General features: G+C 63.1%; 22 protein-coding genes. 11 read left to right on the top strand and 11 right to left on the bottom strand.

Annotated features, from left to right (window positions below; all coding sequences use genetic code 11):
* Nucleotides 1-151 precede the first annotated feature (151 nt).
* The 3 genes from ACZ9IL_RS00670 (at nt 152) to pepE (ending at nt 3759) form a co-directional block, all read left to right on the top strand.
* The gene (locus tag ACZ9IL_RS00670) at nt 152-2104 is read left to right on the top strand and encodes a sensor histidine kinase (RefSeq protein ID WP_476001757.1); all 1953 of its coding nucleotides are present in this window, start codon (nt 152-154) and stop codon (nt 2102-2104) included.
* A gap of 1 nt (nt 2105) precedes the next feature.
* Entirely contained in the window at nt 2106-2732 is a 627-nt protein-coding gene (locus ACZ9IL_RS00665) for a response regulator transcription factor (protein WP_476001756.1), read from the top strand.
* A 298-nt stretch (nt 2733-3030) separates the two neighbouring features.
* The gene (gene pepE, locus ACZ9IL_RS00660) at nt 3031-3759 is read left to right on the top strand and encodes a dipeptidase PepE (RefSeq protein WP_476001755.1); all 729 of its coding nucleotides are present in this window, start codon (nt 3031-3033) and stop codon (nt 3757-3759) included.
* A 104-nt stretch (nt 3760-3863) separates the two neighbouring features.
* Here the strand turns inward: pepE and ACZ9IL_RS00655 are convergent, their stop codons facing one another.
* The 3 genes from ACZ9IL_RS00655 to ACZ9IL_RS00645 are packed head-to-tail and all read right to left on the bottom strand — an operon-like array spanning nt 3864 to nt 6967.
* Nucleotides 3864-5402 carry a DHA2 family efflux MFS transporter permease subunit gene (locus ACZ9IL_RS00655; RefSeq protein ID WP_476001754.1) on the bottom strand — a complete coding sequence of 513 codons (1539 nt, stop codon included), beginning with the start codon at nt 5400-5402 and terminating at the stop codon, nt 3864-3866.
* Between the two features lie 7 nt (nt 5403-5409).
* The gene (locus tag ACZ9IL_RS00650; RefSeq protein ID WP_476001753.1) at nt 5410-6501 is read right to left on the bottom strand and encodes an HlyD family secretion protein; all 1092 of its coding nucleotides are present in this window, start codon (nt 6499-6501) and stop codon (nt 5410-5412) included.
* 37 nt (nt 6502-6538) lie between these two features.
* Entirely contained in the window at nt 6539-6967 is a 429-nt protein-coding gene (locus ACZ9IL_RS00645) for a MarR family winged helix-turn-helix transcriptional regulator (protein WP_476001752.1), read from the bottom strand.
* Nucleotides 6968-7085: 118 nt separating this feature from the next.
* Here ACZ9IL_RS00645 and fumC point away from each other — a divergent pair, with 118 nt between their 5' ends.
* A complete protein-coding gene (gene fumC / locus ACZ9IL_RS00640) occupies nt 7086-8477 on the top strand; it encodes a class II fumarate hydratase (RefSeq protein ID WP_476001751.1) in 1392 nt (463 codons plus the stop codon).
* Nucleotides 8478-8542: 65 nt separating this feature from the next.
* Here fumC and ACZ9IL_RS00635 read toward each other — a convergent pair whose 3' ends face one another.
* On the bottom strand, nt 8543-8980 hold the full coding sequence (locus ACZ9IL_RS00635) for a VOC family protein (RefSeq protein WP_042645007.1): 438 nt from the start codon (nt 8978-8980) through the stop codon (nt 8543-8545).
* Nucleotides 8981-9344: 364 nt separating this feature from the next.
* Between ACZ9IL_RS00635 and putA the strand changes: the two genes are divergently transcribed.
* Complete coding sequence (gene putA, locus ACZ9IL_RS00630) at nt 9345-13286, top strand: trifunctional transcriptional regulator/proline dehydrogenase/L-glutamate gamma-semialdehyde dehydrogenase (RefSeq protein WP_476001750.1); 3942 nt, start codon at nt 9345-9347, stop codon at nt 13284-13286.
* Nucleotides 13287-13461: 175 nt separating this feature from the next.
* Here the strand turns inward: putA and alr are convergent, their stop codons facing one another.
* Nucleotides 13462-14535, bottom strand: coding sequence for an alanine racemase (alr, locus tag ACZ9IL_RS00625; protein WP_476001749.1), 1074 nt, complete (start codon nt 14533-14535; stop codon nt 13462-13464).
* Nucleotides 14536-14684: 149 nt separating this feature from the next.
* Complete coding sequence (dnaB, locus tag ACZ9IL_RS00620) at nt 14685-16079, bottom strand: replicative DNA helicase (RefSeq protein ID WP_033130625.1); 1395 nt, start codon at nt 16077-16079, stop codon at nt 14685-14687.
* Between the two features lie 423 nt (nt 16080-16502).
* Between dnaB and ACZ9IL_RS00615 the strand changes: the two genes are divergently transcribed.
* On the top strand, nt 16503-17357 hold the full coding sequence (locus ACZ9IL_RS00615) for a Tim44 domain-containing protein (protein ID WP_476001748.1): 855 nt from the start codon (nt 16503-16505) through the stop codon (nt 17355-17357).
* 216 nt (nt 17358-17573) lie between these two features.
* Here ACZ9IL_RS00615 and ushA read toward each other — a convergent pair whose 3' ends face one another.
* Nucleotides 17574-19244: a bifunctional UDP-sugar hydrolase/5'-nucleotidase UshA gene (ushA, locus tag ACZ9IL_RS00610; protein WP_476001747.1), complete on the bottom strand. Its 1671-nt coding sequence runs from the start codon at nt 19242-19244 to the stop codon at nt 17574-17576.
* 258 nt (nt 19245-19502) lie between these two features.
* Between ushA and ACZ9IL_RS00605 the strand changes: the two genes are divergently transcribed.
* Together ACZ9IL_RS00605 and ACZ9IL_RS00600 are read left to right on the top strand one after the other, a co-directional pair.
* On the top strand, nt 19503-19841 hold the full coding sequence (locus tag ACZ9IL_RS00605; RefSeq protein WP_476001746.1) for a DUF2956 domain-containing protein: 339 nt from the start codon (nt 19503-19505) through the stop codon (nt 19839-19841).
* 197 nt (nt 19842-20038) lie between these two features.
* Nucleotides 20039-20374: a hypothetical protein gene (locus ACZ9IL_RS00600; RefSeq protein WP_100858211.1), complete on the top strand. Its 336-nt coding sequence runs from the start codon at nt 20039-20041 to the stop codon at nt 20372-20374.
* A gap of 238 nt (nt 20375-20612) precedes the next feature.
* Here the strand turns inward: ACZ9IL_RS00600 and ACZ9IL_RS00595 are convergent, their stop codons facing one another.
* Both ACZ9IL_RS00595 and fkpA read right to left on the bottom strand, forming a co-directional pair.
* Entirely contained in the window at nt 20613-22019 is a 1407-nt protein-coding gene (locus ACZ9IL_RS00595) for a sigma-54-dependent transcriptional regulator (RefSeq protein ID WP_476001745.1), read from the bottom strand.
* Nucleotides 22020-22169: 150 nt separating this feature from the next.
* Nucleotides 22170-22997: an FKBP-type peptidyl-prolyl cis-trans isomerase gene (fkpA, locus tag ACZ9IL_RS00590; protein WP_476001744.1), complete on the bottom strand. Its 828-nt coding sequence runs from the start codon at nt 22995-22997 to the stop codon at nt 22170-22172.
* Between the two features lie 119 nt (nt 22998-23116).
* Here fkpA and ACZ9IL_RS00585 point away from each other — a divergent pair, with 119 nt between their 5' ends.
* A complete protein-coding gene (locus tag ACZ9IL_RS00585) occupies nt 23117-24085 on the top strand; it encodes a WD40 repeat domain-containing protein (protein ID WP_476001743.1) in 969 nt (322 codons plus the stop codon).
* A gap of 15 nt (nt 24086-24100) precedes the next feature.
* Nucleotides 24101-24316, top strand: a complete 216-nt coding sequence (locus tag ACZ9IL_RS00580) for a SlyX family protein (protein ID WP_476001742.1) — start codon at nt 24101-24103, stop codon at nt 24314-24316.
* 69 nt (nt 24317-24385) lie between these two features.
* On the opposite strand, the gene ACZ9IL_RS00575 is transcribed toward ACZ9IL_RS00580, so the two are convergent.
* Nucleotides 24386-25024 (bottom strand): FKBP-type peptidyl-prolyl cis-trans isomerase, encoded by a 639-nt coding sequence (locus ACZ9IL_RS00575; RefSeq protein ID WP_476001741.1) that lies wholly within the window; start codon nt 25022-25024, stop codon nt 24386-24388.
* Between the two features lie 144 nt (nt 25025-25168).
* Entirely contained in the window at nt 25169-25375 is a 207-nt protein-coding gene (locus ACZ9IL_RS00570; protein WP_033130616.1) for a YheV family putative zinc ribbon protein, read from the bottom strand.
* Between the two features lie 39 nt (nt 25376-25414).
* Here ACZ9IL_RS00570 and ACZ9IL_RS00565 point away from each other — a divergent pair, with 39 nt between their 5' ends.
* Nucleotides 25415-26083, top strand: coding sequence for a hypothetical protein (locus tag ACZ9IL_RS00565; protein WP_476001740.1), 669 nt, complete (start codon nt 25415-25417; stop codon nt 26081-26083).
* Nucleotides 26084-26195 lie beyond the last annotated feature (112 nt).

The following is a 26195-nucleotide window of genomic DNA, read 5'->3' as shown; positions in this document are numbered from 1 at the left end:
TATTGTGGTTTTCCACATAGCGAAGGCCCCCTTGATCCAGCGCAATAAAATCCGCGCGCCAAAGACCGAACTGTGACGAGTCCCCCATTCACCGCTCGGCAGGGAGCCAAGCCGGCCCCTGATGGCCCTCCCGGTGATAGACTGGCCGCCTATGTTCGCGCCCCTGTTCCTCCAACCCTCGCCATCGTTCCGGTGCCGGCGGCTGAGCTGGCTGCTGTCCGGCCTGCTGCTCTGGCTGATGGCCTGGCCCGCCTTGGCCATGCCGCAGCCGAACCCGCCCCTGTTCCCGTCACGCCAGACGGCGCCGGTGCCGGGCCAGACACCGCCCGACTCGGCCCAGGCAGCGCCGGTGCGGGTCGGCGTGCTGGCGACTCGTGGCCTCCCCCTCACTCGCCAGCAGTGGCAGCCGCTGATGAGCTGGCTGGCACAGAGGGTGCCGGGCCAGCACTTCAAACTGGTGCCGCTGGAACTCGACGGGCTGGCCGAGGCCGTCGCCGGGGAGCATTTGGACTTCGTCATCACCAACCCGGGGCAACTGGTCAGCCTGTCACGCCAGTATCCCCTCGCCTGGCTCGCGACCCTGAGGAGCCCGGACGGCGGGGACAATCTCGCCATCGGCGCCGCCCTGGTGGTGCGCGCCGACGCCCCCTTCCGGCGCTGGCAGGATCTCAAGGGAGAGGCGGTTGCCGCCGTGTCCCAGGAGGCCTTCGGGGGTTATCTCGCCTACCGTTTCGAGGCATATCAGCAAGGTGTGCGGATAGATGACTTCTTTTCAGCGATAAACTTCACCGGATTCCCGCTGGATAAACTGATCTCCCAGCTACAGAGCAAGGCGGTAGCTGCCGCCATAGTGCCGGTCTGCCAGCTGGAGCGCATGGTGCGGGAGGGCAAGATCCTCCATTCGGATTTCCGGGTGCTGGACAAGCAGGCCGCCACCGGCCTCGGCTGCCAGAGCTCGACCCGGCTCTACCCGAACTGGTCCCTCGCGAGCACGGAGCGGGTCTCCCCCGCGCTGGCGCTGGCAGTCACCCGCGCCCTGTTCGCCCTGCCCCCGGACTCTGAGGCCGCTCTGGCCGCCGACTCGGCGGGCTGGACCGTGCCCACCAGCCCGCTGGCCATCGACCGCCTGCTCAAGGAGCTGGATCGCCACCCCTTGCAGAGCCCCTGGTGGCAAGAGGCCTGGCATTGGCTGCGCCAGCATCGACAGTGGGGCTGGGGCGCCCTGCTGGTGCTGGCACTGCTCGGCGGCCACCACCTGCTGCTGCAATATCTGTTCAACCGCAGCCAGCGGCGACTGCTCAAAGCCCGCCGCCGGCTCGATGAGCAGGGGCGCCAGCTCGAGCAGGCCCGGCGCCTCGCGGAGCTCGGCGAGCTCGGCGCCAACATGGCCCACGAGATCAACCAGCCCCTGACCGCCATCGCTGGCTACAGCCAGGGGGCCCTGCGACGCCTCGCCAAATGCGAGCAGGAAGGCCGGGAACAAACAGGGCCGGATCCGGCCCTGACCTTGGCCCTGGAGCAGATAGGTCAGCAGGTAGAGCGCATCAGCCAGACCATAGGGCGGCTGCGATCCCGCTGGCGAAAGCAGCCTCGCAGTCCCGAGCCCACGGATCTGGTGGCGCTGATGGGGCGGCTGACGCCGCTGCTTGAACAGATGCTGGCGCCGCTTGGCGTCCACCTGACCGTCGGCTGGCAGGGCCAGCCACGCCGGCTGCTGCTGGATGGCACCGGGATAGAGCAGTTGCTGGTGAATCTCGTCAAGAACGGCGCCGAGAGTGCGGCGCAGACAGACATGGCCGCAACGCAAGCGGCAGGGGCAGAGCCCGGGGTCGAGCTGCGGCTAGCCTTCGAGCCGGACCGGCTGCGGCTGGAGGTGCAAGACAATGGCCCCGGCCTCGCGGCTTCCCAGGCGCAGCTGCGGCAGGCATTTTACAGCAGCAAGGCCGATGGCATGGGGCTCGGCCTCGCCATCTGTCGGGACGTGGTGGAATTTCACCACGGCCGTTTCAGCCTGACGAACGTCCCGACCCGGGGCTGCCTCGCCCGGGTCGAACTCCCCATGGATCCCCCGCAGGCCAACGCCGCCCCCGGCACAAGGAACTGACATGCCGACCACAAACCGACTCCCGCTCTACCTGGTCGACGACGATCAGGCCGTGCTCGACTCCCTCGGCTTCATGCTGGAGAGCTGCGATCTCCCGGCGCACGGCTTCGCCGATGGCGAGCGCTTCCTCGCCGAGGTGGACCTGGGTCTGCCCGCCTGTCTCATCCTGGATTGCCGCATGCCGGGGCTGTCGGGCCCCGAGTTGCAGCAACGGCTCAAGGAGGCCCAGAGCCCCATCGCCATCCTCTTTCTCACCGGCCACGGGGATGTGCCCCTGGCGGTGGAATCCCTCAAACAGGGGGCCGTCGACTTCCTGCAAAAACCGGTGCAGCTCGCCCCCCTGCTCGCCGCCATCGAGCGCGCATGGCAGGCGACCCAAACAGCGGCGACGCGCCTCGCGAACCAACAGGCCTATCGGCGCCTCACCCCCCGCGAGCACCAGTTGCTGCAGCTCATCGCCCTGGGCCACAAGAACCAGCAAATCGCGAGCACGCTCTGCATCTCGGTGCGCACCGTCGAGGTGTGCCGCGCCAGCCTGATGCGGCGGCTCGAGGTCGACTCCCTGGCCGAGCTGATGCTGCTCTATGCCGATGTCCACTCGGCGCCCTGGTGCGGCAACCCTGACTGACCAAAAAACGCGCACTTCGTCGGCCGCCGGGCACAAAACGCGATGAGATCACACACTTGGCAGCGCTATGGGGGTATGGTGCCCTCCTGCTTTTCTCAGAACCTGTTCACGCTCTGTGACCAGAGGTCGTCAGCAAGGTAACGCGCAGCGCCGGAACCGGTGTGCATGTGAATACACGAGCACTCTTGGTTACAAACAGGCGAGCTGCACATGCGCCTTGATCACGGCCTCACAACAAGAACGTGAGCAGGTTCTCAGGGTCAGTTGACCCTGTGCCTTTCGATATCGAGGAGTCACTATGGAACTGCTTCTTCTGAGCAACGGTAAAGCCGCCGAACACCCCGGCCTGCTGGGTTGGGCCCGCGAGCGGGTACAGGACCTGCTCGCCCGCAAACAGGTCAAGCGCATCCTGCTCATCCCCTATGCGGTGATCCGCAGCGACTGGGATGCCCGCGCCAATGAACTCGGCGAGAGCCTGGGAGTGGAAGCCATCAGCCTCCACCAGTTCGACGATCCGGTGGAGGCCATCAATCAGGCCGATGCCATCTTCATCAGCGGCGGCAACACCTGGCGCCTGAACCAGCTGTTGCACGAATACGGCCTGGTGGTGCCAATCCAGCGCGCGGTGCGCGAGCGTGGCGTGCCCTATGTGGGCTGGAGCGCCGGTTGCAACGTGGCGACCCCGAGCATCCGCACCACCAATGACATGCCAGTGTGCAACGCCGCCGTACTGCCGGCCTTGGGCCTGTTCCCCCAGCAGATCAATCCCCACTATCTGGATGCCAGCATCAGCGGCCACATGGGGGAGACCCGCGACGAGCGCCTCGCCGAGTTCTGTGCCATCAACCCGAGCGAGCACGTGGTGGCCCTGCGCGAGGCCAGCCTGCTGCAGATCAGTGGCGAGTCCATCGAGTACTGGAGCGCCCGTGGCGAGGGCTTCAAGATCTTCAAGCACGGCGAGACACCCCAGGAATTTATGGACGCGGCTCCCCTTGCCGGACTGACCCCCTTCACCCCCAGGGTCTGATGCGGTTGGCATAATCCAAGCGATGCAAAAATGAGAAGAGGGATGGCCCGGGCCATCCCTCTTTTTTATCCCATTTCTTATCCCAAACGCGCCCGGACAAGATCTTATTCCAGGATTGCCAGCTCCTCCTGCTTGCCGCCGCCCTTGGGGGTCTTGAGCAACAGCACCAGCGGGATGGCGCACAGGGTCACCCACATCATCAGCCGGAAGTCCTGCAGATAGGCGAGCAGGCTGGCCTGACGGGTCACCTCGCCGTTGAGCATGGCGAGTCCCTTGGGGGTCATCAGCGCCGCCGCCCCCATCCCCTGCTGCAATCCGGTGTTGAAGGGGGTGATGTAGGAGGCGAACACCTCGTGGTTCATCTGGGTGCGCTGGGCCAGGTAGGTGATCACCACCGAGATACCGATGCTGCTGCCGATGTTGCGCACCAGGCTGAACAGCGCCGTGCCCTCGTTGCGATAGCGCGGCGCCAGGGTCGCGAAGGTGATGGTGGAGAGCGGCACGAAGATGAAGCCAAGCCCCAGCCCCTGCACGATCCCGGTACGCACTATGTCCCAGCTGCTGATGTCGGTGTTGAACAGGGTCATCTCCCACATGGAGAAGCTGGTGAGCAGCAACCCCGTCAGGATGAGGTAGCGCACGTCTACCCGCCCCGACAGCCGTCCCACCAGCATCATGGCGAACATGGTGCCCACCCCGCGCGGGGCCAGCAGGTAGCCCACGTCGATCACCGGGTAGCCCATCAGTCCCTGCATGAAGGGGGGCAACAGGGTCATGGTCGCCAGCAGTATGATGCCGACGATGAAGATGAACACCAGCCCCACGCTGAAGTTGCGATCCTTGAACAGGGCCGGCTCTATGTAGGGGTGCTTGTGGGTGAAGATGTGCACCACGAACAGATAGAACGCCATCACCATCAGGATGGTCTCGATGACGATCTCGGGGCTCGCGAACCAGTTCTGGGACTCCCCTCTGTCCAGCGCCATCTGCAGCGCCCCTATGCCCAGGCTGAGCAGGGCGAAGCCCAGCAGATCGAAGCGGCGGCTCGCATCGAGCTTGGTCTCCTCGATGAAGGCGGCGAGCCCGAACCAGGCCAGCAGGCCGAACGGCAGGTTGATGTAGAACACCCAGCGCCAGTTGTAGTACTCGGTGAGCCAACCGCCCAGCGAAGGCCCGAGGATGGGGCCGACCATGACCCCGATTCCCCAGAGCGCCATGGCTGAGCCGTGTTTCTCGGGCGGGTAGGTATCGAGCAGTACGGCCTGGGAGAGCGGCACCAGGCTGGCGCCGAAGATCCCCTGCAGCAGGCGGAACAGGACGATTTGATCCAGGCTCTGGGCCGCGCCGCAGAGCATGGAGGCGACGGTGAAGCCCGCCACCGACCACATGAACAGCCGCTTGCGGCCAATTCTCGCCGAGATGAAACCGGTCAGCGGCATGAAGATGGCGGCAGCCACTATGTAGGAGGTGAGCACCCAGGAGATCTGATCCTGGGTCGCGCCCATGGCGCCCTGCATATGGGGCAGGGCCACGTTGGCGATGGTGGTATCCAGCGCCTGCATGATGGTGGCCAACATCACCGACAGGGTGATGAAGCCACGCTGGGAACGTTGATCGGCTCCCTGATGGCTTTGCGTTGTCATATCAACCTCAGAATGACCAGCCCAGCAGGCTGCGTTTGTGGCCGGTGTCGATCTTGGTCATGGCGCTCAGGCCCGCCCGCAGCACGGGCTGATCGGTCACCTCGTCGAGCTTGATCCGCACCGCCACCCGCTGGGCGATCTTGACCCAGTTGCCGGTGGCATTCTGGGCCGGGATCACCGAGAACTCGGAGCCGGTGGCCGGACTCAGGCTCTGTACCACCCCGTGCCATTGGGCGTCCGGGTAGGTATCCACACTGATGTCGACCCGCTGTCCCGGCTGGACATGGGTCAGCTCGGTCTCGGTGAAGTTCGCCTCGACCCAGGGGCTGTCCGTCTCCACCAGCATCATGGCGGTCATGCCCACCAGGCTGTACTGGCCCGGCTTGGGCAGCTGGCTGGCGATGCCGTTGGCGGGGGCATAAATCTTGGTGCGGGCGAGATCCAGCTTGGCCTTGGCGAGGCCGGCGGCGGCTTCCTGATAGGCGGGTTGCTGCTCCACCGGCAGGTTGACGTCCCCGTTCAGGGAGGCCTCTATCTGCTTGAGCCCCTCCTCCAACGCCACCTGTTGCTGGGCGGTCTGGATGGTGAGCTGACGCGCATCGTCATAGTTGGCGGTGGAGGTGAAGTGCTTGGCCACCAGATCCGCCTGACGGTGCTCTTCCTTCAGGGCATAGGCATGGCGGGTGCGGGCCACGTCGATCTCCGCCTGCTGACCGCGATAACTGGTCTGCAGCGCCACCAGATCGGTGCGCACCTTGGCAAGCTCGGCCTCGGCCTTGGTCACGGCCACCAGGAAGGATTCCGGATCCAGCTCGAACATCAGCTGGCCGGCCTTGACCTGTTCATTCTCGCCGACGAGCACCTTGGCCACCCGGCCCAGCACCTCGGTACTGATGGGTACCTTGTCGGCCTTCACATAGGCGTTGTCGGTCTCGACGTAACGGCCACCCAGCATGTAGATGGCACCGATGCCGAGCAGGGCCAGCGCGGGCACAACCACCAGCAACAGCAGTCTGGTCCGGCGGCGGTTGGCACCGGGGCTCGGGGCAACGGGGCTCGGCGTGACGAGGCCCTGGGAGGAGGGAGAAGTGGCATTCATAAAAACGCTCCGCTAATGGTGCTTGAAGGAGAAAGAGTCAGGAGTGGGAAAGGTTGGTGCGCAGGGTCTTGAGGGAGTCGCACAGCGCGCGTGTCGCCTCCTCCCCCAGCTCGCCGATGGCGCGCTGATGCACCGCCGCCGAGGCTTGCTTGATCATCGCCAGATAAGGGGTCGCGGCCTCGGTCAGATAGAGCTGATAGGCCCGCCGATCGCTGGGATCGTTGCGCCGCTCCACCAGGCCGTTCTCGGCCAGCTGATCGAGCTGACGCGCGAGCGTAATGGGCTGAATATCCAACCGCTCGGCCAGCTCCACCTGGCGGATCCCCTCATCGCGGGCGATGTGGACCAGGGCGCGCGCCTGAGCCAGGGTCAGGCAGCTGCCTTCCAGCTGCTGCTGGAACTGGCGGCGCATCAGGCGCTGCACGTCGCCGAGCAGGAAGCCGAGGGAATCGGATTGTTTGTTCATGATAGCCAACCTATATAATAAGCTTTACTTATTATATGTAAGGCGCAGGAATAAGCAAGCTGGCCTCGGCCACCCTTTATGGTCATGCTAGGGAATACCCAACGGCAGGAGAGCGCAGATGAACATCAGGATGGAAAGAGACAGCCTGGGGGAGATAGCCGTCCCGGCGGACAGACTCTGGGGTGCCCAGACCCAGCGTTCCCTGCACCATTTCAACATCTCGGGGGAGCGGCAGCCGCTGGAGATCATCCACGCCCTCGCCCGCATCAAGTCGGCCTGTGCCCGGGTCAACCATGGCCTTGGCCTGCTACCCGCACGCAAGGCCCAGGCCATCATGGCCGCCGCCGACGAGATCCTGTGCGGCCAGCACGGGGAGGAATTTCCGCTGATGGTGTGGCAGACCGGCTCCGGCACCCAGACCAACATGAACCTCAACGAGGTGCTGGCGAACCGCGCCAGCGAACTGCTCGGCGGTGCCCGGGGCGAGGCGCGGCTGGTGCATCCCAACGACGAGGTCAACAAGAGCCAGTCCAGCAACGACGTCTTCCCGAGCGCCATGAACCTGGCCGCCGTCACCGCCATCACGGGCCAGCTGCTGCCGGCGCTTGTCGCCCTGAAAGAGACCCTCGCCAGCAAGGCCGCCGCCTTCGATGACATCGTCAAGATTGGCCGCACCCACCTGCAAGATGCCACCCCCCTCACCCTGGGACAGGAGATCTCCGGCTGGGTCGCCCAGCTCGGTCAGGGAGAACGCCACCTGCGCGCCACCCTGCCCCATCTGTATGAGCTGGCCCTCGGCGGCACAGCCGTCGGCACAGGCCTGAACTGTCCCCCCGGCTTCGCCGAAGCGGTGGCCAAGACCCTGGCCGAGCAGACGGGCCTGCCGCTGGTCAGCGCCCCCAACAAGTTCGAGGCGCTGGCGGCGAGCGATGCCCAGGTCTTTGCCCATGGCGCCCTCAAGACGCTGGCGGCTTCCTTGATGAAGATCGCCAACGACGTGCGCTGGCTCGCGAGCGGCCCCCGCAGCGGCCTCGGCGAGTTGCTCATCCCCGAGAACGAGCCCGGCTCCTCCATCATGCCGGGCAAGGTCAACCCGACCCAGAGCGAGGCGCTCACCATGCTGTGCGCCCAGGTGATGGGCAACGACGTGGCCATCAACATCGGCGGCGCCAGCGGCAACTTCGAGCTCAACGTGTTCAGGCCCATGATCGCCCACAACTTTTTGCAGAGCGTGCGGCTGCTGGCGGACGGCATGAAGAGCTTCAACGAGCACTGTGCCCGCGGCATCAGCCCGAACCGGGCCCGCATCGACGCGCTACTGGCCAGCTCCCTGATGCTGGTGACGGCGCTCAATCCCCACATCGGCTACGACAAGGCGGCCGAGATCGCCAAGCGCGCTCACCACGAGGGCTCCAGTTTGCGGGAGGCAGCCATCGCCTCCGGCCACCTCACGGCCCAGCAGTTCGATGCCTGGGTGGTGCCCGCCGACATGGTGGGGCACAGCAAATAAGGTTTTGGTCAGAACAAACAGACAAAAAGGGCGCCGAGGCGCCCTTTTTCATGACAAAACCGCTATCAGGTCTTGCTCTGGCAGTTGAACATCCAGTGGGTACCGAACTTGTCCACCAGGGATCCGAAGTAGTCGCCCCAGAACATCTCCTGCAGCGCCATCTCCACCTTGCCCCCCGCCCCCAGGGCCGCAAACAGCCTGTCGGTCTCGGCGCGGCTGTCCGGCTCCAGATTGAGGTAGCTGTTGTTGCCCTGCACCAGGGTGAAGCCCATGCTGGCGGGGGCATCCGTGCCCATCAACACATGGCCGCCGAGGATGGCGAGCTCCACGTGCATCACCAGCTCCCCGTCCGCCTCGGACAGGGCCGGCTGGCCCGGGCAACCGGGGGAGTCCTTGAATCGGTGGATGGGGCCGTTGAAGTCGCCGCCAAACACCTCCCGGTAGAACAGGAAGGCGGCCTCCGTCTCCCGGGCGAAGTTGAGATAGGTACTGACACGCGCCATGGCTTTCTCCTTGTCACTGAGGGATGTGATCTGCAAACCCGCTATCAGCATAGAAGAGTCGGCCGCTGACGCTCCCTCACCTGATGGCGGAGGTCAGACGAGCAAAGAGCAACCTCACATCATTCTGGGTTGCACCTTTTTCCAAGACCGAGGGAGACAAGCCACCAAGTCCCTCATCTCCCGGCAAAAAATGCCGGTGGCAACGCCTCGCCCGGCCCTATCCCCAGCCCAACAGGCACGGCTTAATTCAGCAATGTAGCGCAGGCATTAAAATTTATAACTTGCGGGTTGCACCTAGTTGCACCATTATCGCCAAAATTTAACCGTCCGGTAATATTGTTACCTTCTCGACACAGGAAGTCCCATGGCCACCACTACCCTTGGCGTTAAACTCGATGATGCGACCCGCGACCGACTCAAGCAGGCCGCCCAGACCCTGGATCGCACCCCCCACTGGCTGATCAAGCAGGCGATCTTCACCTATCTGGAGCAGCTGGAGCAGGGCCTGACCCCGGCCGAGCAGTCCGGCCTGGCCGCTGCCGCTGGTGAAGAAGCCGTCGAGGCGCTGACCGAGCAGGGCATCCAGGTCTTCCTCGAGTTCGCCGAGAGCATCTTGCCGCAGTCCGTGCTGCGCGCCGCCATCACCTCCGCCTACCGCCGTCCCGAAACGGAGGCCGTGCCCATGCTGCTGGAGCAGGCCCGCCTGCCCAAGGACAAGGCCGAGGCGACCCAGAAGCTCGCCATGAGCATCGCCGAGAAGCTGCGCAACCAGAAGGGGGCCAGCGGCCGCCAAGGCTTGGTGCAGGGGTTGCTGCAGGAGTTCTCCCTCTCCTCCCAGGAAGGGGTGGCGCTGATGTGTCTGGCGGAGGCGCTGCTGCGCATCCCGGACAAGGCGACTCGCGATGCCCTCATCCGCGACAAGATCAGTGGCGGCAACTGGAGCCAGCATCTGGGCAACAGCACCTCGCTGTTCGTCAATGCCGCCTCCTGGGGCCTGCTCATCACCGGCAAGCTGGTGGCCACCCATAACGAGGCCGGCCTCAACACCTCCCTCAAGGGGTTGATCGGCAAGGGCGGCGAGCCGCTGATCCGCAAGGGCGTCGACATGGCCATGCGGCTGATGGGTGAGCAGTTCGTCACCGGCGAGACCATAGCCGAGGCACTGGCGAACGCCGGCAGCACCGAGAGCAAGGGCTTCCGTTACTCCTACGACATGCTGGGGGAGGCGGCCCTGACCGAGGAGGACGCCAAGCGTTATCTCGCCTCCTACGAGCAGGCCATCCACGCCATCGGCAAGGCCTCCCACGGCCGCGGCATCTACGAGGGCCCGGGCATCTCCATCAAGCTCTCCGCCCTGCACCCGCGCTACAGCCGCGCCCAGTACGATCGGGTGATGGAGGAGCTCTACCCCACCCTGCTCTCCCTGACCCAGTTGGCAAAACAGTACGACATCGGCATCAATATCGACGCCGAGGAAGCTGATCGGCTGGAGATCTCGCTGGATCTGCTGGAGCGGCTCTGCTTCGATCCGAGCCTTGCCGATTGGAACGGCATCGGCTTCGTCATCCAGGCCTACCAGAAGCGCTGCCCCTATGCGATCGACTACGTCATCGACTTGGCCAAGCGCAGCCGTCACCGCCTGATGATCCGGCTGGTGAAGGGCGCCTACTGGGACAGCGAGATCAAGCGCGCCCAACAGGACGGCCTGGAAGGCTATCCGGTCTACACCCGCAAGCCCTATACCGACCTCTCCTATCTGGCCTGCGCCCGCAAGCTGCTGGCGGTGCCTGAGGCCATCTATCCCCAGTTTGCCACCCACAACGCCCACTCCCTGTCGGCCATTTATCAGCTGGCTGGGCAGAACTACTACCCGGGCCAGTACGAGTTCCAGTGCCTGCACGGCATGGGTGAACCGCTGTACGAACAGGTGGTTGGCAAGGTCGCCGACGGCAAGCTGGGCCGCCCCTGCCGCATCTATGCGCCGGTCGGCAGCCACGAGACCCTGCTCGCCTATCTGGTGCGCCGCCTGCTGGAGAACGGGGCCAACACCTCCTTCGTCAACCGCATCGCGGACAACAACATCTCCCTCTCGGATCTGGTGCAGGATCCGGTGCAGCAGATCGAGCAGATGGCCGCCCGCGAAGGCACCCTGGGCCTGCCGCACCCGCGTATTCCCCTGCCGCGCGATCTGTACGGCGACGCGCGCCCGAACTCCGAAGGGCTGGATCTCGCCAACGAACATCGCTTGGGGTCTCTGTCCGCCGCCCTGCTTGGCAGCACCAATACCCGCTATCAGGCGCTGCCCATGTTGGGCGCTGATATGCCAGCACCGACCGAGTTCCAGAATGTGGTCAACCCGGCAGATCACCGCGACATCGTCGGTCAGGTGAGCGAAGCCAGCCCTGAGCTTGTCGATCAGGCCCTCGCCTGCGCCCTGGCCAGCGGCCAGATCTGGCAATCGACTCCGCCGGCCGAGCGTGCCGCCGTGCTGGAGCGCGCTGCCAATCTGATGGAATCCGAGCTGCAACCCCTGATGGGCCTGCTGGTGCGTGAATCCGGCAAGACCTTTAGCAACGCCATCGCCGAGGTGCGCGAGGCGGTGGACTTCCTGCGCTACTACGCCGCCCAGGCCCGCAACCACTTCGCGAACGACAGCCACAGGCCGCTGGGCCCCGTGGTCTGCATCAGCCCCTGGAACTTCCCGCTGGCCATCTTCAGCGGCCAAGTCTGCGCCGCGCTCGCCGCCGGCAACACTGTGCTGGCCAAGCCTGCCGAACAGACCCCGCTCATCGCAGCGCAAGCGGTGCGCATCCTGCTGGAAGCCGGTGTCCCGGCCGGCGCTGTACAACTGCTGCCGGGCCGCGGTGAAACCGTGGGTGCGGCGCTTATCGCGGATGAGCGGGTACGCGGCGTCATGTTCACCGGCTCCACCGAGGTGGCGGGCATCATCTCCCGCAACCTGGCCGGTCGCCTCGACGCCCAGGGTCGCACCATCCCCCTCATCGCCGAGACCGGTGGCCAGAACGCCATGATCGTCGACTCCTCCGCCCTGACCGAGCAGGTGGTGATGGACGTCATCTCCTCCGCGTTCGACAGTGCCGGCCAGCGCTGCTCCGCCCTGCGGGTGCTGTGCGTGCAGGAAGACGTGGCGGATCGGGTGATCCGCATGCTCAAGGGCGCCATGGCCGAGTACAAGGTCGGCAACCCCGAGCACCTCTCCACCGACATAGGTCCGGTGATCGATGCCGAGGCCAAGGCCAACATCGAGCAGCACATCAAGGCCATGAGCGACAAGGGCCGCAAGGTGCATCAGATAGCCCGTGCCCAAGGCGCCGATTACAGCCGCGGCACCTTCGTGCTGCCGACGCTCATCGAGCTAGACAGCCTGGATGAGCTCGGCCGCGAGGTGTTTGGCCCCGTGCTGCACCTGGTGCGCTACCCGCGCGCCAAGCTCGGCGAGCTGCTAACCCAGATCAACGACAGCGGCTACGGCCTGACGCTCGGGGTCCACACCCGGATCGACGAGACCATCGCCCAGGTGGTGAACACCGCCAAGGTCGGCAACCTCTACGTGAACCGCAACATCGTCGGTGCCGTGGTCGGGGTGCAACCCTTCGGTGGCGAAGGCCTCTCCGGCACCGGCCCCAAGGCGGGCGGCCCGCTCTACATGTACCGCCTGCTGGCGACCCGCCCGCAGGATGCGCTGGCCAGCCAGCTGCGTCAGGAATCCGGTGCAACCCAGCGCACCGAGGCGACCAAGCCGGCCCTGCAAGCCCTGCGCAACTGGGCAGCCAAGCAGGAGAAAGCGCTGGTCACCCTGTGCGACCAGTATGGCGAGCTGGCCCAGAGCGGCCTGACCCAGGTGCTGGTCGGCCCTACCGGTGAGCGCAACACCTACAGCCTGCTGCCCAGGGAGCGGGTGCTCTGTCTGGCCGAAGATAAAGCGGATCTGCTGGCCCAGCTGGCAGCCTGTCTGGCGGTCGGAACCGAGGTGCTGTGGCAGGACAACGCCCAGAACCGTACCCTGCAGTCCGGCCTGCCGGCCGAGGTGCGCGGCCGTATCCAGCTGGTGGCGGACTGGGCCAACGGCGACATCGGCTTCGATGCCCTGCTGCACCACGGTGACTCGGATCAGCTGATCGAGGTGAGCAAGCTCGCTGCAGCACGCCCTGGCGCCATCGTCGGCGTGCACGGCCTGCACCGCGGCGAGACCGACATCCCGCTGGAGCGCCTGCTGATCGAACACGCCCTCTCGGTCAACACAGCTGCCGCCGGTGGCAACGCCAGCCTGATGACGATCGGCTAAGCGCCACATAATCACAGAGACTCAAGCCCCGCCGATGCGGGGCTTTTTATGCCCGCATCGCGCTCACCAGCGCATAAAAAAGGCCGCCCCGATAAGGGCGGCCTTTTTGTTGGTGCATTCAGCAGGGGAACATATTGGGTTATGACAGCGGCCGATTACGCTTCGCTAATCGACCCTACAGGTACTCCATAAAGACTCTGGAGGTGAGCTTGGTGATCAGCTCATAGGGAATGGTGCCAATCTCCTCGGCCACCCGCTCCACCGGCAGGCCTTCGCCCCAGAGCACGGCCTCGTCGCCGGCCTTGTCGGTGGCGCCGGGGCCGAGATCCACCGTGGTCATGTCCATGGAGACCCGACCCACCAAGGGCACTATGCGGCCGTTGACCAGCACGGATGTACCGTTGGGCGCCATGCGCGGGTAACCGTCACCGTAGCCGATGGCGATGACCCCGAGACGGGTATCGCGCTCCGATACCCAGTTCGCCCCATAGCCCACCGGCTCGCCCGCCTTGTGATCCCGCACCGCGATCAGCTGGGTCTTGAGGGTCATCACCGGCTTGAGGTCGTAATCCGCCGCCACCGTGTTAGGGAAGGGCGACACACCGTACAGGATGACGCCGGGGCGCACCCAGTCGCAGTGGGAGTCCGGCCAGGCCAGGATACCCGCCGAGTTTGCCATGGCACGCTCGCCCGCCAGAGGGGCAGTCAACTTGCTGAACAGGTCGATCTGTTCGCGGGTAGTGGCCTGTTCCAGCTCATCGGAGCGGCTGAAGTGGGTCATGATGTTGAACGGCTGCACCACGTTCTTGCATTTGGCGAGGCGTTCGATAAAGGCGGGCATCTCGTCGGCCCGCACCCCGAGCCGGTGCATACCGGTATCGAGCTTGAGCCAGGCCACCACGGGGGCCGGCAGCTCGGCCTGCTCCAGGGCTTCCAGCTGCTCCCAGGTGTGTACCGCAGTCTGCAGGTTGTTGGCCGCCAGCACCGGCAGATCCGCGCTCGAGAAGAAGCCTTCCAGCAGCACTATGGGTTTGACCACGGCGCAGGAGCGCAGCATCAGCGCCTCCTCGATGCGGGCCACCGCGTAGGCGTCCGCATCCACCAGGGTGCGGGCGACCGGCAGCAGACCATGGCCATAGGCGTTGGCCTTGACCACGGCGATGATCTTGCAAGAAGGGGCGTGGCGTTTGACCACGGCGAGGTTGTGGCGCAGGGCCGCTGTATCGATTTGGGCAATAGCCGCTTTCATCTGTTTTCCCTTACGAGGGCATGATGGCGCTTGCATGCGCCAGGCACCGGAGGGTGTCAGCCCTTAATTGTCATCGTCTAAGGCCGGACCGGCAGAATTGTCGAACCGGGAAAACTGTGTCTTGTCATCCGGGAGCTGTTAACTCCCGCTTAGTAATCGTCATCAAAGGCCGGGCCGGCGTAGTTGTCGAACCGGGAGAACTGGCCCTGGAAGGTGAGGCGCACCCGACCGATGGGACCGTTACGCTGCTTGCCGATGATGATCTCGGCGATCCCCTTGTCGGGGCTGTCGTCGTGATAGACCTCATCGCGGTAGATGAACATGATCAAATCCGCATCCTGCTCGATGGAGCCGGATTCCCGCAGATCCGAGTTGACCGGGCGCTTGTCGGCGCGCTGCTCCAGGCTTCGGTTCAGCTGGGAGAGCGCCACCACCGGGCATTGCAGCTCTTTCGCCAGCGCCTTGAGGGAGCGGGAGATTTCACCGATTTCCAGGGTTCGGTTGTCGGACAGGGCCGGCACCCGCATCAGCTGCAGGTAGTCGATCATGATCATGGAGAGCCCACCGTGCTCGCGGGCGATCCGCCGCGCACGGGAGCGCACATCGGTCGGAGTCAGGCCGGAGGCGTCGTCTATGTACATCTTGCCCTTCTCGAGCAAGAGCCCCATGGTGGAAGAGAGCCGCGCCCAATCCTCGTCGTCGAGCTGGCCGGTCCGCACCTTGGTCTGATCGATGCGCCCGACGGAGGCGAGCATACGCATGATGATCTGCTCGGAGGGCATCTCGAGGGAGAAGATCAGCACCGGCTTATCGGCGGTGAGGGCCGCGTGTTCGCACAGGTTCATGGCAAACGTCGTCTTGCCCATGGAGGGACGGGCCGCGACTATGATGAGATCCGAGCGCTGCAGACCGGCGGTCATCTTGTCGAGATCCCCGTAACCGCTGGAGACCCCGGTCACCCCGTTGTGGGGGGTCTTGAACAGCTCTTCAATCTTGTCGACCGTCTGTTCCAGGATGAGCTTCAGGGGCTGTGGGCCCTCGTTGGCGCTGGTGCGCTGCTCGGCGATCTGGAACACCTTGCTCTCGGCCAAGTCCAGCAGATCGCCGGAGGTACGACCCTGAGGCTCGTAACCCGCCTCGACTATCTCGTTGGCGACCGAGATCATCTCCCGCACCACGGCCCGCTCACGCACGATTTCGGCGTAGGCGTTGATGTTGGCGGCGCTCGGGGTGTTCTTGGCGATCTCCACCAGATAGGCAAAACCACCGGACTCTTCCAGCTGCTCGGAGCGTTCCAGCTCCTCTTGCAAGGTGATGAGATCGATGGGGTTGCCCGCGTTGGAGAGGCGGGTCATGGCCTGGAAGATGAGGCGGTGGGGACGGCTGTAGAAATCCTTGTCGATCACCCGCTCGGCGACCCTGTCCCAGGCCTCGTTATCCAGCATCAGGCCGCCCAGAACGGACTGCTCGGCCTCAAAGGAGTGGGGGGGAACTTTCAGCTGTTGTGTCTTGGCGTCTTTTTTCGCCGTCACTTGCTCTGCCATACACATAAAAACCGCAGCGGGAAGGGGACGGGAATTTTACAAAAGAAACCCCGCCACCGCGAGCGCTAATGCTCGCCATTCACGTCACCCTCCACTTGGTGGTTGCTGGCGAAGCCTGCGCTCATCGTGCTTCGGGACTATGGGGCGGCCTCACAACACGAGGAAGGGCCACACCAGCACCGGATCCTGTGCCTTGGCTCGCGCCTTGTTACGTTGTCTGCGCACCGTCCGACTCGGTCGTCTGTTTTTCATAGCGCTTCTCCTGCAAAGCCCCTGGATGGGGCACAATCTGTTCATGAATAATTCATGCCAAACATGTTAATCATAGTCGCAAGCTGCACCACAAAAAGGGACTGGCAGCCTGCCATGCGCCTCGTACAAGCAGAGCATGCCCCCATCCACATGAGAGTGAAAAGAGTCAAAATGAAAAAGATGCTGACCCTGTTTGCCGTGATCCTGGCCATTGGCCTCGGGGCACCCATCGCCGAAGCCAAGAAGTTTGGTGGCGGCAAATCCTTTGGCAAGAGCTACAAGACGGCGCCGGCCCAACCGGCTCCGGCCGCAGCACCAGTGAATGGCAAGAACCCGACCCTGGCCGCAGCTCCCAAGAAGAGCGGCATGATGGGCGGCCTGCTCGGCGGCCTGCTGGCCGGCGGCCTGTTCGCCTACCTGCTGGGTAGCGGCGCCTTCGAAGGTCTGCAGGGCATGGACATGCTGCTGATCGCCATGTTGGCCCTGGGTGCCGTCTTCCTGTTCCGTGCCATGCGCAAGAACAAGGCGGCGACAGCCCAGCCACAGGCTGCCTATGCGGGTTATCAGCCGCCATCGGCCGCGCCGCAGCAGTTCGAGCAGAGCCACAGCGCCCCCCAGGCCACCGGTTTTGCCGACAGTGACGTGCCCTTCCGTCTGCCCCCGGGCTTTGACATGAATGGTTTCCTGTCCGGTGCCCGCGATCACTATCGCACCCTGCAAGAGGCCTGGAACAAGAACGATCTGGAAAAGGTACGCGAGTACGTGAGCCCTGAGCTGTTCGAACAGCTCAAGACCGAGCGCGCCGAGCTGACCGGCGAGCAGCATACCGAAGTGATGTATGTGGACACCCAGCTGGTCCGCGCCGACTACGGCAGCGACTGGGCCCAGGTCAGCGTGCGCTTCAGCGGTCGCTACATGGACCGTCAGGAGCAGGTCGAGGAGGACATCAAAGAGGTGTGGCACCTCGAGCGCAACCTGGCCAAGGACAATGCGCCCTGGCACATCGCCGGTATCGAGCAGCTGTAATAGCCTCCCTCCGGTAAATACCAAAAAGGCGACCTCAGGGTCGCCTTTTTATTTGCAGCCTGGCTGCTGGGCCATTTCACTTGGCCCTGGTGACCGCGCACAATGCGCCAATCATTAATAACAACATCGTCAATGTAATGAGGTGCCATGAATAATACTCGAATAAAAAAGGCAGCCATGGCTGCCTTTTTTAATTAGTACGAGGGTGCCTGAATATTATTGGCAGCCCGCAGTCGAGGGGGAATTCAAATAACTGACTTCACCATTGGGCTGATAATCGGCCACCTGGATGGTCTTCTTCAGCTCGATGAACTCCTTCAATACGGCGGCATCGACCAGACCGGCATTGATGGTGTTGATCTTCGGATAACCGTCGCCACCCGCCGCGCTGAAGCTCGGGATGGCGAAGCTGTAGGTCGCCGCCGGATCGAACGTCTTGCCACCAATGCTGGTGATGGTCACGCTCTTGGCCTGGCAATCCACCGCCATGTTGATGCCACCGAACTGGGCATAGCCACCCGTGGTACGGGTCTTGGTCGCTACCTGACCCAGGTAGGTCGCCAGCTCGCTGCCCTTCATCTCGGCCTTGTTCACCGTATTGCCGAAGGGGTGCACCAGCAGCACGCTGCGGTAGCTGATGTCGCCGGCAACGATGGAGTCACGCACCCCGCCGGAGTTGACGATGGCAAAGTCGGCGTTCAGCTTCTGCGCCGTGGCGGTGGTGATGAGACGGCCCAGGTTGGTCTGCTGGCTGCGCACCACGGCCCTGTCCCCTTCCAGCTTGCCGTCGGTGGAGCCGATCACCACGCCGAGTTCCTGCTGCCCTTTCTCTTGGTAAGAGAGCAATGTGTTGTACAGCTCGGGATCCTTGGTGATCTCTTCCTGAATGAAGGCACCCTTGCTGTCTTTCAGGTTGACCGGGATCAGGTCGTAGCTCGTCAGGGTCAACTTGCCATTCTGGTAGTCAAACTGGGCACGGCCCACATACTTGCCCCACTCGTGGGCCTGCATGATCCAGGTGCCATTCTGCTGATCCGGCTGGCAGTCGTCCCCCGGCTGGAAGTTGGCGTACTTGTCGGGGGTACCCGGCTCCATGCAGACCGGATTCTGGGAGTGGCCACCAATGATGGCGTCCAGGGTGCCGGCCGGCAGCGCGCGCGCCATCTCGACATCACCAGGGGCATTGCTGCCGTGCTGACCATTCTCGTAGTGGCCCATGTGGGTGATGGCGAAGACCAGATTCGCCTCTTTGTCGCTGCGGATCTGCTGGCCCAGCTTGGCCGCCTCCGTGGTCGGATCGCGGAACTCCAGGGTCTGGACGTTGTTGGGATCCACCAGCTGGGCGGTGTCTTCGGTGGTCAGGCCCAGCACGGCGACCTTGAGGCCGCTCTCCAGCTTGAACACCTTGTAGGGGTCGAAGTAGCGCTTGCCGCTGGCCTTGTCGTAGATGTTGGCAGAGATCATGGGGAACTTGGCCCACTCACGCTGTTTTTCCAGGATAGTCAAAGGGTTGTCAAATTCGTGGTTGCCCACGGCCATGGCATCGTAACGAATGCTGTTCATGGCCATGAAGTCCGGCTCGGCATCCTGCAGATCCGACTCGGGCACCCCGGTGTTCACGTCACCACCGGAGAGCACCAGCACCTCGCTGCCTGCCGCCTTGGCCTCGGCACGCAGCCGCTCGACCAGGGTCTTCTGGGCCGCCATACCGTATTCACCCTTGTCGTTGTGCCAGAAACGGCCATGGGTATCGTTGGTGTGCAGGACGGTCAGTTTGCAGACATTCTCGGTACAGGGGGCGACACTTTCATTCTTGGAGGAATTACAACCACTCAGCGCGGCGAGTACAGCCAGTGCGACACTTCCTTTGATAAATTTATAATTCATTTCCATATCACCTTGTTATTTTGTTATTGGACGACCCAGCCTCGGGTCGGGCGGTAATATAACAAACAACATGTGACGATTTTTCATCGACGACTCACAAATTCCGCTAAATGTGATCACCCGCGCAACCTGATTTGGCGTTCTGATATCCAGACCCTTTTTCGGCGGAGCACCGGGTTATTTCGTCGGCCCAAATGGCAGTCTGCGGGCAGCAGTTATGGCATAATTCCCGCCAACCGACGCCAAGGAGCGCCTCGAATGGCAAAGTACGACAAGATTTCCCCCGAGACCCAGCAAGAGGCGATGAAGATCGCCCGCGCCAACCAGAAACCGGGCCAGACCAAGGAGCAGACCCAGCTGATCGCGCAAGGGATCCAGAAAGGCATAGATGAATACAAGAAGCAGATGAAGGCGCGGGCACGGGAGGCCAATCGCCAGAAGAAACTGCAAGCCAAGGCGAAGTCTCTGCCGCAAGGTGAACAGGAAGAAGAGAACGAGCTCGAGGTCATCGAGGTCTCCCGCCAGCATCCCTTGCCCTGGGTGCTGCTGGTATTGAGCTGGTTGTCTTTCGCCGCTGCCTGGTTCTGGCTGCGTTAAGCCAGGCTGGGGCAAACCTTTGCCCTGGGATCGGCTTCACAGGCCGGGGCCGAGATGCTGGTCATCTCCTCCCCTGGCTGATTAAATTCGCCCCCCATCGTCGGGTGTCAGTCGGCAGCCAGCCTTGCCGCCGTCGCCCGCAGGATGCCGACGAACCCGGCCTCCTTCAACCTGCCATCATCTGGAGAACTTCCGTCATGAATCCGGCCCCGCTCTATCTGTTGGCCCCCCTGGTGCTGTTCATCGTGACCCTGGTGCTATATCGCATCTCGCCGCTGCGGGCCGTCGCCTCCGGCAGCGCCCGCTGGTTTATCCTGCCCGCCTTCACCCTGTTCATCCTGCTCATCGTCATCAACGGCGCCGCCGACCCTGCCCAGCGCAGTCCGGGCTTTCATTGGCTGATGCCGGGGCTTGGCTTTGCGCTTAGCCTGTTCCCCGCACTGCCCAAGGCGCTGGTACCGCGGCTCGCCATCAAGGAGGGCGCCTTCGCCGCCCTCGGCCTGATGCTGATGAGTCTGGCCATGGTCTATTAGGCCAGGAGAGCACCGGCCTCTCGCCCTGTGATAATGAAATAGGAGATGAGAGGGCTGATGTTCAGCCCTCTTTCAACGCTGGCTCGCCTCTTTCCTGCCCTGCTGCTTGCGGTAGATAGACAGAAGATAGGAGGAAGGGCTGATGTTCAGCCCTCATTCAACGCTGGCTCGCCTCTTTCCTGCCCTGCTGCTTGCGGTAGATGGACAGAAGATGGGAGGGCTGATGTTCAGCCCTCATTCAACGCTGGCTCGCCTCTTCCCAGCCCTGCTTCTTGCGGTAAATAGTGGAGGGGCTGATTTCCAGCAGCGCCGCGGCCTTGGGAATATTGCCATCACAGCTGGCGATGGCCTGCTCTATGGTCTCCTTCTCCACCAGCCAGAGCGGGCGGATCGGGGCACTCGGCCGCGCCGGGGAGGACACCACATCCGGCTCAGCCAAGGCCGACACCGGCACGACACCGGCGCGGGCACCGTTGAGGGGGGGCGGCAGTATATCCGGGCTCACCAGCTCCCTGTCGTTGAGCACCACGATATTGCGCACCACGTTCTGCAGCTCGCGCACGTTGCCGGGCCAGGGGTAATCGAGCAGCACCCGCGCCGTCTCGGCATCGAAATCCCTGAAACGCTTGTTCTCCTCCTTGGCATATCGCAGCAAGAGATCCCGCGCCAGCAGCAGTATGTCTTCGCCGCGCTCACGCAGGGGCGGCAGGCCGAGCGGGATCACGTGCAGACGATAGTAGAGATCCTCCCGAAAACGTCCCGCCTTCACCTCCACCAGGGGATCCCGGTTGGTGGCGCAGACGAAGCGCACGTCCACCGTCTCCAGCTTGCCGCTGCCGACCCGCTGCAGGGTGCCGGTCTGGATGAAGCGCAGCAGCTTGCTCTGCAGATCGAGATCCATCTCGCAGATCTCGTCGAGGAATAGGGTACCGCCATCCGCCAGGCTGGCCGCCCCCTTGCGATCCCCCTGGGCACCGGTGAAGGAGCCCTTCACGTGACCGAAGATCTCGCTCTCCATCAGGTCATGGGGAATGGCGGCGCAGTTGAGCGCGATGAAGGGCTGCTCCCGGCGCGGACTGCACTGATGAATGGCCTCGGCACATACCTCCTTGCCGGTACCGCTCTCGCCGGTGATGAACACCGTCGCCTTGCTCGGCGCCGCGCTCTCTATGATGCGATACACCGCCTGCATCGGCATGGAGGCACCGATGAAGCCGGCGAAGGAGCTGCGCTCGAAGTTCTCCCGATACTGGGCCACCAGCGAGCTCAGTTGCTGGTGGGTCAGGGCATTGCGCGCGGTGGCGCACAGCCGCTTGCCATCGAACGGTTTGGTCAGGAAGTCGAAGGCACCGTGGCGCATCGCCTCCACCGCCACATCGACCGAGCCGTGGGCGGTGATCACCACCACGGAACAGGGCAGTTGTTGCTCGGTGATCTGCTGCAGGATGTCCATGCCAGACATGTCGGGCAGCTCGAGATCCAGCAACACCACCGGCGGCGGGCTCGCCAGCAGTTGCGCCAGCGCCTGCTGGCCACAGTCGGCCAGCAACACCTCATAGCCATCCTGGGTCAGGTACTGCTCATAGACGACCGCCAGACTGCGGGTGTCTTCCACCAACAGGACGCGAGGTTTGCTTTCAGCCACGGGATCCATCCTTGCGATTGATTTTGTTGTCTATTCTGGGGGTTAGCCGTCACACACTCAAGCCGTGACGCCCCTCTTTTATTGCACCGGCCATCGGCCGAGCCAAGTAAAAACGGCTCCCAAGGGAGCCGTTTTTGAGCAGTTTCCTGCTTATTTCTTGGCGTCTTCAGCGCCTTTCTTGGTGCCTTCGGCCTCGGCAGCCGGCTTCTCGATAGCCAGCAGCTCGACGTCGAACACCAGCACGGCATTGGCCGGGATGGAGCCTGCACCGTGCTCGCCATAGGCCAGCTTGGACGGCAGGAAGAACTTGAACTTGGAACCAACCGGCATCAGTTGCACGCCTTCGGTCCAGCCCGGGATCACCTGGTTGAGCGGGAAGGTCGCCGGCTCGCCACGATCGACAGAGCTGTCGAACTTGGTGCCATCGGTCAGGGTACCGGTGTAGTGAACCTTGACGATATCGGTGGCCTTGGGCTTGGCGCCCTCACCGAGCTTCTCGACCTGGTATTGCAGGCCCGATTCGGTGCTCTTCACGCCCTCTTTCTTGGCGTTGGCGGCCAGGTACTCTTCACCCTTCTTCAGGTTGTCCACGGCATCTTTGTCAGCCTTGGCCTTGGTCAACTCGTTGATCTTGGCATCGTACTGTTGCAGAACCTTCTGGATTTCCTCATCGGTCATGCTGGCTTCTTTGCCCAGACCGTCGGTCACCCCTTTGAGGATGACGGTGTTATCCAGCTTGATACCCAACTCCTGCTGACGTTCCAGGGTGTTGGCGATATAACGACCCATGGAGAGGCCGATAGCGTAGCCAGACTGCTCTTCAAAGCTCTTGGCTTCAGCCTTGGGGGCCTCTGCCGGCTTGCTGGCTTCTGCCTTGACCTCTGCGGTATTGGCAGCAGGCTTCTCATCTTTTTGGCAACCAGTCAGACCGACGGCAACGGCCGCAGCCAGCAGGGACACCTTCAGAAAATTGTTCATCAGTTTCTCCAAAACTCTAAATACCGCTCTCGGTTCCTTCGTGAAATGAGAGGTTTATCGTGATAAGCGCCTTATACTAACGCCCTGATCGCAGGTAACGAAAGCATGAGACAGGAAAAATGATCAAAAGTGCCATTTATCTCATTGCTATCTGCCTGACGCTGGCAGGCTGCGAACAGAGCTCGTTGCCGAACCAGCAGATCCCCCTCGCCGAACGAGGCTTGCTGAGCGCAGATCTGAGCCGTGACGGCAAGCAGGCCATCGTCTCCAGCCTGAGCCAGGGCACAGTGGTGTGGGATCTGGCACAGGGCAAAGAACGCTGGCACTGGCGTCAATCCGATGACAACAACGACTTCGTCACCCTCACCCGTTTTTCCCCGGACGACAGCCACGCCATCACCGCCACTTCGCACAACTTTGCCATCTGGCGCCTGCAAGATGGCCAGTCCCAAGGCTACTATTCACTTCCTGAATCCAGCCTGAGGGACGCAGCATTATCAGCCGATGGTCGCCAGGTGCTGATCGGCCGCGAAGATGGCAAGGCGGAACTGGTGGATACCCGAAGCGGGCGCCGCATCCAGTTTCTCGGCCACACCGAGCAGGTCAACACCGTGGATCTCTCCGCCAATGGCCGCTACGCCCTCACCGGGGGCAACGATTACAGCGCCTACCTGTGGGACACCCGTAACGGCCAGGCGGTGTGGCGCTTCAACCACGGCGGCAGGGTAGTGCTGGCCAGGCTCGACCCGATGGGACGCTTCGCCTTCACCGCCGACAGCCGCCAGGCCAGCGTCTGGGATCTCAAGACCGGCAAGGAGCTGAGCAGGTTGCAGTTTGACCACCGCTTCGAGATCTATACCAGCGCCCGCTTCGCCAATGACGGCAATTGGCTCATCACCGGCGCCCCTTCCCGTCAGCTCTCCCTGTGGCGGGTGAGCGATGGCAGCCTGCTGCAGCGCTGGCGCGTCTCCCCCCATCCCAAGGTGAAACCGCCGAGCGCTGTGGTCTACGGCGTGGCTTTGCGCGACAATAGTCACCTCGTCAGTGCCAGTTCCAGTGGCCTGGCCGAAATCTGGACTATCAAGTAAAGGACCAAAAGGCCCATGAGTCAGCAACTTAACGATCGCCTCGAGACCCTGGAAAGTCGTCTCGCCTATGCGGAATACACGGTGGAGCAGCTCAACGAGGAGGTGACCACCCAGGGCCGTGAGCTCGATCGGCTCAAACATCAGATCCAGCTGCTGGTCGACAAGCTGCAGGGCGTGCAACCGAGTCACATCGCCAGCATGGCCGAAGAGACGCCGCCACCGCACTACTGAGCGCAGCCGCACTGAACCATAAAAAAACCCGCGTCAGACGCGGGTTTTTTTATCAAGCCTTGGGGCAGATCAGTGCTGGTGACCCTTGCCACCGCAACCGCCACCGCCACAGCAACCGCCGTGGCCATGGTCATCACCGTGGTCATGGCCGTGGTCGTGAGCGTGACCGCCGCCACCGCAGCAACCGCCGTGCTCATGGCCGTGGTCGTGATCATGGTCGTGGCCATGATCGTGACCGCAACCACCGGCACCGTGGACGTGGCCATGGGCCAGCTCTTCGGCAGTGGCGGCGCGTACGTCCTTGATCTCGACCTTGAAGCCCAGGGTCACACCGGCCAGCGGATGGTTGCCATCCACCTTGATGAACTCTTCGGACACTTCAACCACGGTCACCGGACGGTGGCCATCGTCGGTCTCGGCAACGAAAGTATCGCCTTCGGACACTTCCATGCCATCGAACAGCTCACCAGGCACTTCCTGCACCAGAGTCTCGTCGTACTCGCCATAAGCCTGGCCTGGCGTCAGGGTGACGTCGAACGCCTCGCCCACGCTGCGACCTTCCAGCTCGGCTTCGAGGCCGGCGACCAGATAACGGGTACCGTGCAGATACACCAGAGGCTCTTTACCGACAGTGGTGTCGATGACTTCACCGTGTTCGTCGGTGACCGTGTATTCCAGCGTAACCACGCTCAGGGGAGCTACTTTCATGTCAGGGATCCTGCGGATAGAAAAAAACGGGCCCAGAATACCTTAAAAAGGTGGCCAAGCATATGGCAGGGCCCCCTCCCATATGCTGAAAAACTCATCAGTCCGGCGCCAGGCTGGCTTTCTTTTGAACCTCTGAGGTTGCCCCTATTCCGGCCTGAACACCCCGATGACCTGTTCGGCCTCGCGGGTCGCCTTGTCCACCTCGGCCTGGGTCTGCACCTGGGTATCCCCGCAGTCGACACAGGTCACCTTCTCGACTCCATGCTCCATATACAGCATCATGGTGTCCATCTTGCCGCACGCCGGGCAAACCGCACCGGCAATGAAGCGTTTTTTACGTCTGGTTTCCATTTTTGTTACCTCCAGGCAGCATCATATCAGGGTTTCACCATGCATCACGCCATCGAATATCAGCATTTTTCCACTCCTCATCTGCAGGTCGGTGCCCGCAAGCGTGTCCCCATGGGGCAACTGCTGCGCGTCACCCAGGGAGCGGCACTGCTCAGACTCGGCGCCCATGAACTGCTGCTGACGGCGGGCAGCCACTTCTGGCTCTGCGCCGATGCCCTCGCCGCCTTCACCCCTCTGGCTGGCTGCCATTATGATCGGCTGATCTGCTCGGTGCGCGTGGCGCAACCCGCGCAGGCGGGCTGGGTGCAACCGACCCCCTTGTTGCCGGCCTTGCTGGACAGCCTGGCCAGCTGGAACAGGGAACATGACTGGCAAGGGGCCTATGGCCACCGCCTGCAGGTAATCCAGGACGAGTTGCAAGGCTGCACCATCAAGCCACAGGCGGACCTGTCGTTGCAAAGCGCCTGGCGTGCGCTGCAGGGAGGTGACCTCGCCGCCGGGCAAAGGCTCGTGGCCGCCGGACTGGATCCCGAGGCCCTCGCGGCCCAATGGCAACTGCTGCAGGCGGTGCGCCTGCTCAAAAGCGGCAGCAAGCCGGCGCAGGTGATGGCAAAACTCGGGTTCAGAGATGAAACTGCACTGGCTGAGGCTTGCCTGCACTGGCTCGGCTCGACCCTCGATTCTCTGTTGCAGTCCCCCTCGGCCTGAACCTGTTGAGGAAAGAATTAATGGTGAAAGGGATCCAGTTTTGCGGCCCACGGTCGTTAACAGCAGACGGATCATCGCTATCATCATCTTCTATGCTGAACACCGAACTGAC

Source organism: Aeromonas sp. TECH754 (assembly GCF_056279295.1).
This window is presented reverse-complemented; position numbering and strand designations above follow the sequence as displayed.

Excerpts from the sequence above, each read along its gene's own strand:
- ACZ9IL_RS00565 (WP_476001740.1), top strand. The coding sequence starts at position 25,415 with ATGCATCACGCCATCGAATATCAGCATTTTTCCACTCCTCATCTGCAG.
- ACZ9IL_RS00665 (WP_476001756.1), top strand. The coding sequence starts at position 2,106 with ATGCCGACCACAAACCGACTCCCGCTCTACCTGGTCGACGACGATCAG.
- ACZ9IL_RS00645 (WP_476001752.1), bottom strand. The coding sequence starts at position 6,967 with ATGAACAAACAATCCGATTCCCTCGGCTTCCTGCTCGGCGACGTGCAG.
- ACZ9IL_RS00670 (WP_476001757.1), top strand. The coding sequence starts at position 152 with ATGTTCGCGCCCCTGTTCCTCCAACCCTCGCCATCGTTCCGGTGCCGG.
- fumC (WP_476001751.1), top strand. The coding sequence starts at position 7,086 with ATGAACATCAGGATGGAAAGAGACAGCCTGGGGGAGATAGCCGTCCCG.
- ACZ9IL_RS00635 (WP_042645007.1), bottom strand. The coding sequence starts at position 8,980 with ATGGCGCGTGTCAGTACCTATCTCAACTTCGCCCGGGAGACGGAGGCC.
- ACZ9IL_RS00650 (WP_476001753.1), bottom strand. The coding sequence starts at position 6,501 with ATGAATGCCACTTCTCCCTCCTCCCAGGGCCTCGTCACGCCGAGCCCC.
- putA (WP_476001750.1), top strand. The coding sequence starts at position 9,345 with ATGGCCACCACTACCCTTGGCGTTAAACTCGATGATGCGACCCGCGAC.
- alr (WP_476001749.1), bottom strand. The coding sequence starts at position 14,535 with ATGAAAGCGGCTATTGCCCAAATCGATACAGCGGCCCTGCGCCACAAC.
- ACZ9IL_RS00580 (WP_476001742.1), top strand. The coding sequence starts at position 24,101 with ATGAGTCAGCAACTTAACGATCGCCTCGAGACCCTGGAAAGTCGTCTC.
- ACZ9IL_RS00605 (WP_476001746.1), top strand. The coding sequence starts at position 19,503 with ATGGCAAAGTACGACAAGATTTCCCCCGAGACCCAGCAAGAGGCGATG.
- ACZ9IL_RS00615 (WP_476001748.1), top strand. The coding sequence starts at position 16,503 with ATGAAAAAGATGCTGACCCTGTTTGCCGTGATCCTGGCCATTGGCCTC.
- fkpA (WP_476001744.1), bottom strand. The coding sequence starts at position 22,997 with ATGAACAATTTTCTGAAGGTGTCCCTGCTGGCTGCGGCCGTTGCCGTC.
- ushA (WP_476001747.1), bottom strand. The coding sequence starts at position 19,244 with ATGAATTATAAATTTATCAAAGGAAGTGTCGCACTGGCTGTACTCGCC.
- ACZ9IL_RS00585 (WP_476001743.1), top strand. The coding sequence starts at position 23,117 with ATGATCAAAAGTGCCATTTATCTCATTGCTATCTGCCTGACGCTGGCA.
- ACZ9IL_RS00655 (WP_476001754.1), bottom strand. The coding sequence starts at position 5,402 with ATGACAACGCAAAGCCATCAGGGAGCCGATCAACGTTCCCAGCGTGGC.
- ACZ9IL_RS00600 (WP_100858211.1), top strand. The coding sequence starts at position 20,039 with ATGAATCCGGCCCCGCTCTATCTGTTGGCCCCCCTGGTGCTGTTCATC.
- pepE (WP_476001755.1), top strand. The coding sequence starts at position 3,031 with ATGGAACTGCTTCTTCTGAGCAACGGTAAAGCCGCCGAACACCCCGGC.
- ACZ9IL_RS00575 (WP_476001741.1), bottom strand. The coding sequence starts at position 25,024 with ATGAAAGTAGCTCCCCTGAGCGTGGTTACGCTGGAATACACGGTCACC.
- dnaB (WP_033130625.1), bottom strand. The coding sequence starts at position 16,079 with ATGGCAGAGCAAGTGACGGCGAAAAAAGACGCCAAGACACAACAGCTG.
- ACZ9IL_RS00570 (WP_033130616.1), bottom strand. The coding sequence starts at position 25,375 with ATGGAAACCAGACGTAAAAAACGCTTCATTGCCGGTGCGGTTTGCCCG.